Source organism: Kineothrix sp. MB12-C1 (assembly GCF_030863805.1).
In the GTDB taxonomy this organism is placed as follows: Bacteria; Bacillota; Clostridia; order Lachnospirales; family Lachnospiraceae; genus Kineothrix.
This window is the reverse complement of the sequence record NZ_CP132957.1, coordinates 267,735-281,414: the sequence shown is the minus strand read 5'-3', so window position 1 is coordinate 281,414 and position 13,680 is coordinate 267,735. Positions and strand designations below refer to the sequence as shown.

The 13,680-nt window shown below is 42.1% G+C and carries 10 protein-coding genes; all 10 read left to right on the top strand.

Annotation, left to right across the window (positions count from 1 at the left end):
• The 10 genes from pyrH to RBB56_RS01360 all read left to right on the top strand — a co-directional run bounded on the left by pyrH (position 1) and on the right by RBB56_RS01360 (position 13,634).
• Positions 1–696, top strand: a complete 696-nt coding sequence (pyrH, locus tag RBB56_RS01405; protein ID WP_306720613.1) for a UMP kinase — start codon at positions 1–3, stop codon at positions 694–696.
• A 47-nt stretch (positions 697–743) separates the two neighbouring features.
• Positions 744–1,295 (top strand): ribosome recycling factor, encoded by a 552-nt coding sequence (gene frr, locus RBB56_RS01400; protein WP_306720612.1) that lies wholly within the window; start codon positions 744–746, stop codon positions 1,293–1,295.
• 139 nt (positions 1,296–1,434) lie between these two features.
• Positions 1,435–2,169, top strand: a complete 735-nt coding sequence (locus RBB56_RS01395; protein WP_306720611.1) for an isoprenyl transferase — start codon at positions 1,435–1,437, stop codon at positions 2,167–2,169.
• 2 nt (positions 2,170–2,171) lie between these two features.
• The gene (locus RBB56_RS01390; protein ID WP_306720610.1) at positions 2,172–2,999 is read left to right on the top strand and encodes a phosphatidate cytidylyltransferase; all 828 of its coding nucleotides are present in this window, start codon (positions 2,172–2,174) and stop codon (positions 2,997–2,999) included.
• A gap of 74 nt (positions 3,000–3,073) precedes the next feature.
• A complete protein-coding gene (dxr, locus tag RBB56_RS01385; RefSeq protein WP_306720608.1) occupies positions 3,074–4,225 on the top strand; it encodes a 1-deoxy-D-xylulose-5-phosphate reductoisomerase in 1,152 nt (383 codons plus the stop codon).
• A complete protein-coding gene (rseP, locus tag RBB56_RS01380; protein WP_331526330.1) occupies positions 4,222–5,277 on the top strand; it encodes an RIP metalloprotease RseP in 1,056 nt (351 codons plus the stop codon). The genes dxr and rseP overlap by 4 nt, the downstream gene beginning before the upstream one ends.
• A 452-nt stretch (positions 5,278–5,729) precedes the next feature.
• On the top strand, positions 5,730–6,452 hold the full coding sequence (locus RBB56_RS01375) for a PP2C family protein-serine/threonine phosphatase (protein WP_306720607.1): 723 nt from the start codon (positions 5,730–5,732) through the stop codon (positions 6,450–6,452).
• 66 nt (positions 6,453–6,518) lie between these two features.
• Positions 6,519–7,910, top strand: coding sequence for a serine/threonine protein kinase (locus RBB56_RS01370; RefSeq protein ID WP_306720605.1), 1,392 nt, complete (start codon positions 6,519–6,521; stop codon positions 7,908–7,910).
• A 74-nt stretch (positions 7,911–7,984) separates the two neighbouring features.
• On the top strand, positions 7,985–9,037 hold the full coding sequence (gene ispG, locus RBB56_RS01365; RefSeq protein ID WP_306722060.1) for a flavodoxin-dependent (E)-4-hydroxy-3-methylbut-2-enyl-diphosphate synthase: 1,053 nt from the start codon (positions 7,985–7,987) through the stop codon (positions 9,035–9,037).
• Between the two features lie 37 nt (positions 9,038–9,074).
• A complete protein-coding gene (locus RBB56_RS01360) occupies positions 9,075–13,634 on the top strand; it encodes a PolC-type DNA polymerase III (protein WP_306720603.1) in 4,560 nt (1,519 codons plus the stop codon).
• Positions 13,635–13,680 lie beyond the last annotated feature (46 nt).

Sequence of the window (13,680 nt, the reverse complement as noted above, 5' to 3'; positions counted from 1 at the left end):
ATGAAGAAGATTTTATTAAAGCTCAGCGGAGAAGCACTTGCGGGCTCGAAGAAAACGGGATTCGATGAAGATACAGTAAGAAAAGTGGCATTACAAGTAAAACAACTGCTGGATGATGGCGTGCAAGTGGGAATCGTTATCGGCGGCGGTAACTTTTGGAGGGGGCGTTCCAGCGAGAACATAGATAGGACGAAAGCGGATCAGATCGGTATGCTTGCCACCGTAATGAACTGTATTTACACTTCTGAGATCTTTCGTTCAACCGGAATGCAGACGGAGATTTTAACGCCTTTTGAATGCAGCTCTTTTACAAAGCTGTTTTCCAAGGACAGAGCGAATAAATATTTTGCTCAGGGAAAAGTGGTATTTTTTGCAGGAGGAACAGGGCATCCTTATTTTTCAACGGATACAGGGGTTGTTCTTCGTGCGGTAGAGGTAGAGGCTGAAGTTATTCTTCTTGCGAAAGCGGTGGATGCGGTCTATGATGATGATCCGAATAAGAATCCGAATGCGAAAAGATATGATAAGGTAACTATCGATGAGGTGATTGCCAAGAATCTGCAAGTTGTGGATATGACTGCTTCTATTTTGGCAAGGGACAATAAGATGCCTATGTGGGTATTTGGTCTGAATGAAGAAAATAGTATAGTGAATGCCGTAAAGGGAACCTTCAAGGGTACCAAGGTTACTGTTTAGCCGAAGGCTGAACGGTATGAGAGATAAATAAGTGGGAGGAAAGAAACATGAATGAAAGAGTACAAACTTATGATGTAAAAATGAAGAAAGCATATGATTATTTGGAGATGGATTTCGCAGCAATCCGTGCAGGGCGTGCTAATCCCCATGTGTTAGATAAAATCAAAGTGGATTATTATGGAACTCCTACACCGATTCAGCAGGTAGGTAATATTACAGTTCCTGAACCGAGAATGATTCAGATTTCACCCTGGGAGAAAACACTGATTAAAAGTATTGAAAAGGCTATTATGGCTTCCGATGTGGGAATTACTCCTTCCAATGATGGTGTCAACATTCGTCTGATATTCCCTGAACTTACAGAGGAGAGAAGAAAAGACCTGGTAAAAGATGTGAAGAAAAAGGGCGAGGAAGGCAAAGTTGCGATCCGTAACATAAGAAGAGAAGGCAATGAAGCATTTAAGAAGCTTGCAAAAGAGGATGTCTCTGAGGATGAAATTAAGCAGTTAGAAGAAGAACTGCAGAAGATGACAGATAAATTTATCAAAGAAATTGATAAGCTCGTGGAAGAAAAATCAAAGGAAATCCTTACAGTATAGTATAATATTATACTGTGCCGAGCGAAGCGAGTGTGCATAAAACATATCATGTCCGCTTGCGGACAAGGTATAAAAATAAAAAGGGACAGTCGATAGTAATCGTATTGTCCCTTTTAACGGTATGAAAGCAGGAGCGGATATGCAAGGAAACAAGATGCTTGAGGAATTAAATATTCCGAAACATGTGGCAATCATCTTAGATGGGAATGGCAGATGGGCTAAAAGTAAAGGGATGCCGAGAAATTATGGTCATATCCAAGGTGCTAAGGCGGTGGAAGTCATTTGTGAAGAAGCCTATAAAATGGGGATACAATATTTAACTGTGTACGCGTTTTCTACAGAGAATTGGAACAGGCCCAAGGACGAAGTGGAAGCACTTATGAAGCTACTGCGTAATTATTTGAAAACATGCTTGAAGACTGCAGAAAAGAACAGAATGTGTGTCCGGGTTATTGGGGATAAGTCACAGTTAGATGAAGATATCCGTAGAAGGATCGGTGAACTGGAGGAGGCTACAAGGGATAATGATGGCCTTCATTTTCAGATTGCCCTGAATTATGGCGGAAGAGATGAAATAGTAAGGGCTGTGAAAAGCCTCGTCAGGGATACTGTGGCCGGGGCTGTGCGTGTGGAAGATATTAGTGAGGAGTCATTAGGCGATATTTTGGATACGAAGGGGATTCCAGATCCTGATTTGCTTATTCGTACATGTAATGAACAGCGTATTTCCAACTTTTTGTTATGGCAGCTCGCTTATACGGAACTGTATTTTACACCAGTTGCGTGGCCGGATTTCACAAAAGAAGAATTGGTAAAAGCCATAGAAGCATATAATATGAGAGATAGAAGATATGGCTTAGTAAAGGGGGAATAGCTATGTTTATGAAGCGTTTGTTCAGCAGTGTGGTGTTGATTCTTCTCGCACTTATCACTTTACTGCAGGGAGGGTTCCTTCTGACCGGCATTCTTTTATTCATATCATTGGTTGCCTACTATGAGTTGTGCCGGGCATGCAAAGTCTGTGAAGATAGAAAAAGAATGACGGCGCTCCTTGTTGTTGGGTATGTGGGAATTATTTTTTATTATGTTGTGCTCACCTTTACGGAGAATATTTCCTTTTCTTTGCTTTGTATTTTATTTGTAATGGTAGCATATATGTTTGTATATGTATTTTCTTTTCCTACATATAAGGCATCGACGATTATGGCAGCATTTTTTAGTTTTGTATATGCACCTGTTATGTTTTCTTTTATTTATTTAGTGAGAGAGCTTCCGAGCGGTATTTATATCGTATGGATGATTTTTATCAGCTCATGGATCTGTGATACGTGCGCATATATTACAGGAATGCTTTTCGGAAAACACAGGCTGGCACCGAGGTTAAGCCCGAAGAAGTCTGTGGAAGGTGCTATCGGTGGAATTGCAGGCTCCGCTTTAGTCGGTGGACTATATGCTCACTTTATTGTGGAACGAGTGATAGCGGAGCAGGGAATGACATTGATCTTTATTATAATCAGTGCGATAGGGGCAATAATATCTCAGATAGGTGATTTAGCTGCTTCTGCTATTAAGAGAGATCATACTATTAAAGATTATGGATATTTAATACCGGGGCATGGCGGAATTATGGATCGTTTTGACAGCGTTATTTTTACCGCACCAATGATTTATGCCCTGGCAGTGCTTTTAATAAAACAGATGTAAATACTTGTAAGAAACATAATATTTTCACAAATATTTGTTACAATACTAATGCAAAATTTGCATGGAGAAAAGACATGGTGAAAAAAAAGATAGCTATTCTGGGATCTACGGGTTCTATTGGAACGCAGACGTTGGAAATCGTTAGAAATAACGAAGACTTACAGGTCGTTGCTCTTGCGGCAGGCAGTAATGTAGAGCTTATGGAGGCACAGATACGGGAATTCCGACCTTTATATGCAGCAATGTGGGAAGAAAAGGCCAGCGAAGCGCTGAAAATCAAAGTTGCAGATACAGGAGTAAAAGTGTTATGCGGTATGGATGGACTTCTTCAAATTGCTCAAATGGAGGAAGCCGAAGTATTGGTAACTGCGATTGTGGGAATGATTGGAATAAGGCCAACGATAGCAGCGATAGAAAAAGGAAAAACGATTGCGCTTGCCAATAAGGAGACGTTGGTAACGGCAGGGCATATTATTATGCCGCTGGCGGCAAAACATCATGTAGATATTCTTCCGGTGGACAGCGAACACAGTGCGATTTTCCAGTCGATGAACGGGGAAAATAAGAAGCGGATCAGTAAAATACTTTTAACGGCGTCAGGCGGGCCTTTTCGGGGGAAAACAAAAGCTCAGCTTGTTGATATGAAAGTAGAAGATGCGCTAAAGCATCCCAATTGGGCGATGGGAAGAAAGATTACGATAGACTCTGCTACAATGGTGAATAAGGGGTTGGAAGTAATTGAGGCGAGATGGTTGTTCGATATGCCGCTTTCTCAGATCGAAGTTGTAGTTCACCCTCAGAGTATTATTCATTCTATGGTGGAATATACGGATGGCGCAGTGATGGCTCAGATGGGAACGCCGGATATGAAGCTTCCGATTGCTTATGCGCTTTTTTATCCGGATAGACGTCCTTTGGAAGGGAAAAGAGTCGATTTCTTCTCTTTGGGGCAGCTCACTTTCGAAAAGCCGGACCTGGATACTTTTCCGGGACTTAATTTAGCTTTTGAAGCATCAGACTTAGGCGGCAGTATGCCTACAGTGTATAATGCGGCAAATGAAAAAGCAGTGAGCTTATTTCTGGACAGAAAGATAGGATTTATGCAAATACCGGAACTGATAGAGGCTTCGATGGAGAAGCATAAGCTACTTGAGAATCCTAAGGTAGAGGAGATTCTTCAAGCAGAAGCAGAAACTTATGAATTTATAAAGCAGGTGGTCAATTGATTATAACGATACTTTTATTTTTACTTATTTTCGGTGTTATTGTTATATCCCATGAATTAGGGCATTTTTTGTTGGCTAAGAAAAATGGGATTCGTGTTATAGAGTTTGCCATAGGTATGGGGCCGACACTATTCCACGTTAAAAAGGGTGAGACGATATATAGTTTGAAAGCCTTTCCTATTGGCGGCGCATGTATCTTCGACGGAGAAGATGGTGTAAGCGCTAAGGATGGAGCGGTGGATGAAGGCTCTTTTCTGCATGCAAATGTATGGGCGAGGATATCCGCAGTATTAGCGGGACCTCTTTTTAACTTTTTGCTCGCTTTTGTTCTGGCGCTTATTATTGTTGCTTTCACCGGCTCTGACAGGCCGGTCGTCCAGCAGGTAACTCCGGGAGGAGCGGCGCAGGCTGCCGGAATAGAGTCCGGAGACCTGATAACGAAGATTAACGGAGAAAGCATACACTTATATCGGCAGGTGAACTTGATATCAGCGCTGAATAAAGGGGAAGAATTAAATATTCAGTTCGAGCGTCAGGGCGAGAAGTACAGTGTGACAATTAGCCCTATTTATGATAGTACAGCGGGCCGTTATTATATTGGCCTGATGGGGGCAGGAGAATATTTCAAATGCAATCCTATTCAAGTATTCCAGTACAGCTTCTATGAATTAGAATACTGGGTAAAAGCGACAGTAAAAAGCTTGGGAATGCTCTTCACCGGTCAGGTGAGTAAGGATGATATGGCCGGTCCGGTAGGAATCGCGCAGATTGTAGGGGAGACTTATGAGGAAGTGAAACCCTACGGCATTAGTTCGGTTGTCTTTTCTATGATGAATATTGCTATTTTGCTTTCCGTGAACTTGGGAATCTTGAATCTCTTACCGCTTCCGGCACTGGATGGAGGGCGGTTAGTGTTCCTCTTAATAGAAGCAATTAGAGGGAAACCGATTCCGCCAGAAAAGGAAGGCATGGTACATCTGGCAGGAATGGCAGCGCTTATGATTCTCATGGTATTCGTACTCTTCAATGATATATCCAGGTTATTTACGTAGGATAACAAGGAAATGCCTCTTTAGAAGAATAAATGATGACTTATGAAAACGTGTATTCATGATTGGATGCACGTTTTGTTATGCAATAGGAAAGGATTGTACTTCCCATGATATAAAATCCTTCGGCAAATGGCTTGAGAGATTTGTACAAATTGCATACTTGTCACCGGCTTAAATATCCGATATAATTTTATTAATCATTTATCAGTCAAATAATTCTTAATATCATATCGAAGTTATTTTCTTTCCAAATCAAAGATATGTTTTTCCCAAATTTAAAAATATTTAATCTATGGGTCTATTAATCATTTTAACATTTTAAGAATCTCTTTATCTAAAAGTAAATATTTATGTACTTTATTAAATTCTATCGATTCACATCTTATGATTTCTATTTTCTACCCCTTCAGCAGAACAAATCTCCAGACTTTGAAAGGAGCATGGTTATAAGTATGAATTTTCTTACAGAAGTGTATTGGGATACGGGCAAATGTCCTGTTAACCAGGATTCTATCTCCTTACAGGAAGTATTTCTAAAAGGAGAGCGAATTGTGTTCGCTCTTATCTGTGACGGCATTGGGGGTCTGTGGAAAGGAGAGTTGGCTAGTGGTTTCGTGGCAGAACAGATGACAGAGTGGTTCTATAAAGAGGCGATACCTATGATGGAAAAGAGAAAGAGTAAAAATAAAATAAGGAAATCCGGAATTAGAAGTTTATATGCCTGTAATCAAAAAATGAAGGATTTTTCGGAAGAAAATAAGGAACAAATGGGAACGACTGTTACCATGCTTCTTTTTCATAGGAAGAATTATTTTCTATGGCATAGTGGTGATACGAGGGCTTACCGGATTGCAGGAAGGGGGAGAAAAGGGAGAATGAAGCAGTTGACGAGAGATCATGCAGCGCAGCAGCAGGTTCTGACTAAATGCATTGGCAGTTTTGTGTGGAAGGAGCCGGATAGCCATTATGGAAGATTTACGAGGAAGAATACTTTTTTACTTTGCTCGGATGGATTTCGCCATATTGTTTCCGATGAGAAAATGATGGAGACATTGCTCCCGGAATATTTAACCTCTAAGGAGCAGATAGAGAGAAGGCTAAGGGAAATTGCTGAATACTCGAAGAGAGAGGGGGAGATGGATAATATTTCAGCGGTGGTGATTCGAACAGGGTGAGGGTCTGGTAAAAAATAATGAAAAAGAAATAACCTAATGCAAATAATGGAGAAAGGGGAAACGGGTATGAAAAGAAAGGAAATAAGGGAAGAAATAGAAGACAAAATAAAAGAAGGTGAAGTAATAGGAGGGAAATATGAGGTAATAGAAGTTGTGGGAAGTGGAGGAAGTGGTATTGTTTATAAAGTATTCGATAGGAATCTGGATTGCTACCGGGCAGTGAAAGCGTTTTATAATAAGGAGGGGGAGATGGATGTCTTGGAGAAAGAGATTAGCTTCTTAAGAGAACTAAATCACCCGGCGTTTCCGAGTATTATCGACTATATGGAGGTTGACGGGAGGAAGTATCTCGTAATGGATTATATCGAGGGGATAACTTTGGATATCTATATAAAGAAATATGGTAAGGTGAATAGTGAACAGGCTGTTTTCTGGGCGATAGAGCTTGCAGAAGTGCTCGAATATCTGCATAGGAGTAGTGATCCCATTATTTATCAGGATATGAAGCCGTCAAATGTGATAATAAACGCGGAAGGCAAGATTAAGCTGATTGATTTCGGGAGTGCCCAATTGAAATATTGTGACCATCGGGGGAGGGAACATCCATATACCGGCACTTATGGATATGGAGCACCGGAACAATTCGGTTATCTTGGCAAGGAGACAGCGGATGAAAAGAGCGATGTGTATGGGTTGGGAATGACGTTACATTATATGCTTACCGGAAATGATCCTTCCTGCCCGCCTTTTATCGTGCAGCCGCTCCGTTTTTACGATGCATCGCTTTCGGCCGGACTTGAGAAAATAATAGAGAAATCCACACAGGCGGAGAAAGGAAAACGATATGCAGGGATATCCCCGATGAAAGAAGCGTTAAAAAGGCAGAGAACATCGGAGAAGAGATGGCGCTATGTATATAATGTGGTTGAAGGATTATATTATATGCTGTTGTTTTTATTGGGAGGTATGTTTTTGAATCTGTGTGGATATGTAAAAGACGGAATAAAAGAAACTATTGAGATTACAGGATATAGAGAAAGAGTAGTTGTTATTGCGGGAGGTGTGTTATTGCTTTGTTTGTGCAAATATGTGTGGGATAAGATCTATGAGCATTTCAGAAAGAACATTCGACAGTTGAATGCGGTATATTTATCGGCAAAGAGAAATAAAGGACTCATAGTGATAGTGTGTGTGGCAATTTGTATCCATCTTTTTGCCAGTCCTGATACTGTGTATGCGAAAGAGGAGTTGCTTCCCGTTGTAGTTCGCAATGAGGAGGGGCAGAAGATACTGATTCGCTACGATGCACAATATTCTCCCAAGGGAGCAATGAGGATGGAGGTGCCTTCGGACTATTTTTTGCGAGGGGAAGACTATGAGCTTACCGTAGAATGTGTAAGAATTCGTACCAATGAGAAGAAAAGCAGAACCTTCTACCTGAAAAGTCTCGAACCTTGACACTAAAATACGGGTATGATAGACTTCATTACATCATGAGAAAGAAGCTGGAAATGGACAGCGAGGAGGCATTTATGCACAGAGAACATACAAGAATCGTGAAAATAGGAGACAGGGTCATCGGAGGCGGGAATCCGATTTTAATCCAGTCTATGACAAATACGAGTACGGAAGATATAGCGGCCACGGTGGAGCAAATACATAGATTAGAAAAAGCAGGATGCGAGATTGTCCGCTGTACGGTTCCGACCATGGAGGCAGCATATGCGATTGCAGAGATTAAGAAGCAAATATCTATTCCGCTCGTTGCAGATATTCACTTTGATTATAAAATGGCGATTGCATCTATGGAAAATGGTGCTGATAAAATAAGAATTAATCCGGGAAACATTGGAAAAAAGGAAAATGTCGCTGCTGTAGTGAATATGGCGAAGGAAAGAAGTATTCCTATCCGTGTTGGAGTAAATAGCGGTTCCTTGGAAAAACCTTTGATCGAAAAATATAATGGAGTTACGGCGCAGGGTATTGTGGAGAGTGCTTTGGACAAAGTGAAGATGATAGAGGACTTGGGATATGATAATCTGGTGATTAGTATCAAATCCTCCGATGTACTTATGTGCGTAAGGGCTCATGAACTCCTGGCGGCTCAGACGAATTACCCGCTTCATGTGGGCATTACGGAATCAGGCACCTTGCTGGGGGGAAATATTAAGTCGGGCGTAGGGCTTGGCATTATGTTATATCAGGGAATCGGCGATACGATTCGCGTCTCCCTTACCGGCGATCCGGTAGAGGAGATTAAGTCGGCAAAATTGATTCTTCGCACACTGGGACTTAGAAAAGGCGGAATCGAAGTGGTGTCTTGTCCGACTTGTGGAAGGACGAAGATAGATCTAATACAACTCGCCAATCAGGTAGAAGAAATGGTACAGGATATTCCCCTCGATATCAAAGTGGCGGTAATGGGCTGTGCAGTAAATGGCCCCGGCGAGGCGAGAGAAGCGGATATCGGCATTGCCGGAGGTATGGGAGAAGGCTTGCTGATTAGAAAAGGTGAAATTATTAGAAAGGTGCCGGAGGAGCAGCTTCTTGAGACATTACGAGAAGAACTTCTTCATTGGAACTAGTGCAGCCTGAGATAAGAAGCCGGAATAGGAAGAAGAGATGAGAAAAAAGTTTTTTGATGTATTTCCTTCATTACAATTGGATGATAAGATAAGAAACTTATTTGAGCAGGTGGAGGTAGAGAGAATCTCCGCCACTAAAAGGAAGGATTTTCTTCGCATCTATATTGTAAGCGATAGGCTCATTCATAAAGAGTTCATTTTAAATGCGGAGGAAACGATTCGAAAGCAACTCTTTTCGAGTTTTCAAATTACGGTAAAGATATACGAGAAATATCATTTGTCGGCTCAATACAATCCGGAAAAATTTATGAACATTTATAAAGATAGTATTTTGCTGGAACTAAGGGCTTATAGCCCGGTGGTATACAATTTCTTTAAAAATGCGGATATCAGCTATCCGTCGGAAAATAAAATAATGCTGACCATAGAAGATTCCGTGCCGGCCAGAAGCAAGGCGGACGAACTGATACATATTATCGATAAGATCTATAATGAACGGTTTGAATTCCAAGTAGAAGTCGGGGTTTCCTATAAGGAAGCGAAAGCCGGACGACATAAAGAGGATGATGATCTAAAGATTGCAAGGCAGGTAGCGGATATTACGGCCAGAGCAGCAGGTGTTTCCAATGAAGAATTCGATTCCCCTGCTACTATAGAGACAGCATCCCCCGCGGCAACCGCTCAGACTCAGGATAAAAGGGAGGATACCGATAAACAAAAAGTGGGCGGTGTAGTAAAGTCTAAGGAAGCAGGAGTTCGGAGCGATTTTCGCGGAGGAAGAAAGAATAGTGAGAAGGGAGACTTTAGGCGTGCGATTAAACGCTCTGATAATCCGGATGTGTTATATGGACGAGATTTCGATGAGGAAGCGATGCATATCGAGGATGTAATTGGAGAAATTGGAGAAGTGACAATACGCGGTAAAGTCATTCATATGGATAAGCGGGAGATTAAGAATGAGAAAACAATTCTTTTCTTCGATATTACAGACTTTTCCGATACTATGACCGTGAAGATGTTCGTCCATAACGACCAGGTGGAAGAAATAACTTCCGGAATTAATAAAGGTGCTTTTATTAAGTTAAAAGGCGTTGCGGTTATAGATAAATTTGATAATGAATTGACGATAGGCTCCATAAGCGGCGTAAAAAAGATTCCTGATTTCACTTCGTCCAGGATGGATACCAGTGCAAGGAAGCGGGTGGAGCTTCATTGTCATACGAAAATGAGCGATATGGATGGTGTTTCCGAGGCGAAGGATATTGTAAAGCGTGCTTATCAGTGGGGGCATCCGGCTATTGCCATTACCGATCACGGGGTGGTGCAGTCCTTTCCCGATGCCAACCATGTATGGGAGGATTTGTGGAAGGCAGAGAAGGGAAGGAGAAAAGAAGCGGGTGAATCTAACCCGGATAAACAGGATTTCTTCAAAGTAATTTATGGAATGGAAGCTTACTTGGTGGATGACTTGAAGGAAATTGTAACGGGGGATAAGGGGCAGGATTTTAACGGTTCTTTTGTTGTATTCGATATCGAAACGACAGGCTTCTCCCCGGTTTATAATAAAATCATCGAAATTGGTGCAGTTAAGGTAGAAGGGGGGCAGATTACAGGGCGTTATTCGGCGTTTGTGAATCCAGACGTTCCGATTCCTTTTGAAATTGAGAAGCTGACAGGAATTAGCGATGATATGGTAATCGATGCACCTATGATCGACCGGATACTTCCGCAGTTTTTAGACTTTTGTGCAGATGCGGTATTGGTAGCACATAATGCGGGCTTCGATATGAGTTTTGTAATAGAAAATGCAAGAAGGCTTGGGCTGGAGAGAGAATTCACTTATGTGGATACGGTGGGAATTGCAAGAATCTTACTGCCTCATCAGGCGAAGCATACTCTGGATGCGGTATCGAAGACTCTCGGGATATCTTTGGAAAATCATCACCGCGCGGTAGATGATGCGGAAGCGACCGCAGAAATATTTACGAAGTTTATTCCCAGGTTAAAGGAGGAGGGAGTAGATACCCTTCATAAGCTGAATGAGCTCGGTGCATCCAGTACGGATATTGTGAAAAGACTTCCGTCCTATCATGCCATCATACTTGCGAAGAATGATACCGGGCGGATAAATCTATACCGTCTCGTATCGGAGTCTCATTTAACTTATTATAGCAAACGGCCGAGAGTACCGAAGAGCTTATTGCAAAAGTATAGAGAAGGGCTGATTATAGGTAGTGCTTGTGAAGCGGGTGAACTGTACCGGGCGCTTCTTGACGGCAAGTCGGATGCGGATATTGCAAGGCTCGTTAACTTCTATGATTATTTGGAAATACAGCCTCTCGGTAACAATAAGTTTATGATCGAATCCGATAGGATAAGAAATATTAATTCCATGGAAGACATCATAGAAATTAACAAAAAGATAGTGGAATTGGGGGAGCAGTTCGATAAACCTGTAGTGGCGACCTGTGATGTACACTTCCTCGACCCGGAAGCAGAGGTATATCGTCGCATTATTATGGCGGGGAAAGGATTTGCTGATTCCGATGATCAGCCGCCCCTTTACTTGCGCACCACGGAGGAAATGTTGGAGGAGTTCGCCTATCTGGGGAGCGATAAAGCGGAGGAGGTCGTTATTACCAACACGAATCTGATTGCGGATATGGTGGAAACGATGTCTCCGGTAAGACCGGATAAATGTGCTCCTATCATCCCTGACAGCGATAAAATGCTGACAGATATCTGTTATAATAAAGCGCATGAAATCTATGGCGAGAATCTGCCTGAAATTGTAGAAAAAAGGTTGGAGAGGGAGCTGAATTCCATTATAACGAATGGATTTGCCGTGATGTATATTATCTCTCAGAAATTAGTTTGGAAATCGGTAGAAGATGGATATCTGGTAGGTTCGAGAGGCTCTGTGGGGTCCTCTTTCGTAGCTACCATGGCGGGAATTACGGAAGTAAATCCGCTAAGTCCTCATTACTACTGCAGCGAATGCCATTATTACGATTTTGACTCGGAGGAAGTGAAAGCTTATTTCGGAAGGGCAGGTTGTGACATGCCTGATAAGCCCTGTCCGGTTTGTGGTGCTTCTTTGAAGAAGGATGGCTTTGATATTCCTTTCGAGACCTTCCTTGGATTTAAAGGAGATAAGGAGCCGGATATCGATCTTAACTTCTCCGGCGAGTACCAGAGTAAAGCACATAAGTATACGGAGGTTATCTTCGGTGCAGGACAAACTTACCGGGCAGGAACGATAGGTACGCTGGCGGATAAGACTGCTTTTGGTTATGTTAAGAACTATTTTGAAGAAAGAGGGCATAGAAAACGCACTTGTGAAATTAATAGAATCGTTGTAGGGTGTACGGGAATCCGAAGAAGTACCGGACAGCATCCCGGTGGAATTATCGTACTTCCTATAGGGGAAGATATCAATTCCTTTACGCCGGTGCAGCATCCGGCTAACGATATGACGACGGATACGATTACCACTCATTTCGATTATCACTCCATCGATCATAACTTATTAAAGCTGGATATTCTCGGGCACGACGATCCTACCATGATTCGTATGCTTCAAGATTTGACAGGTATCGATCCGGTAGCCATACCATTGGATGATCCGCAAGTAATGTCGCTGTTTAAGAATACGAGTGCTCTCGGTGTTACACCGGAGGAAATTGGCGGTTGTAAGCTGGGAGCATTGGGAATACCGGAGTTCGGAACAGAATTCGCGATGCAGATGTTAATCGATACGAAGCCCCAGGCTTTTTCTGACTTGGTTCGAATTGCAGGGTTGGCCCATGGTACTGACGTATGGCTGGGTAATGCACAGACCCTCATTCAAGAAGGAACGGCAACGATTTCTACGGCCATCTGTACGCGAGATGATATTATGGTTTATTTGATTAGTATGGGAGTGGAAAGCTCTCTTGCATTTAATATTATGGAGAGTGTGCGTAAGGGTAAAGGACTGACCGATAAGATGGAGGCTGCTATGGTTGAGGCCAATGTCCCGGATTGGTACATCTGGTCTTGTAAGAAGATTAAGTATATGTTCCCTAAGGCGCATGCGGCAGCCTATGTTATGATGGCATGGCGTATTGCTTACTGCAAGATTAATTATCCCCTTGCTTTTTATGCTTCTTTTTTCAGTATTCGTGCCTCTGCATTTTCTTACGAACTGATGTGTCAGGGGAAAGAGCATTTGGAGAAGATGATGGAGGACTATAGAAGGAGGAGCGATATCTTATCCAAAAAGGAGCAAGACTCATATAAAGATATGAAGCTGGTGCAGGAGATGTATGCCAGAGGATTCAAGTTCGTTCCTATCGATATCTTCTCGGCTAAGTCCAGACTGTTTCAAATTGTAGGAGATGATATTATGCCCTCCTTAAATAGTATCGATGGTCTGGGCGAGAAGGCGGCGGATGCTATTGTGGAAGCCGCTAAGAACGGCCCTTTCTTATCAAAGGATGATTTTAGGCAGAGAACGAAGGTCTCCAAGACGGTGGTGGAGTTGATGGATACCTTAAATCTTTTAGGAAATCTTCCGGAATCGAATCAAATAAGTTTATTTGATTTTGTCTCTTAAATGTTATATAATTGAAGGAAAGTTTTGGCATTACGATAAAACTTGT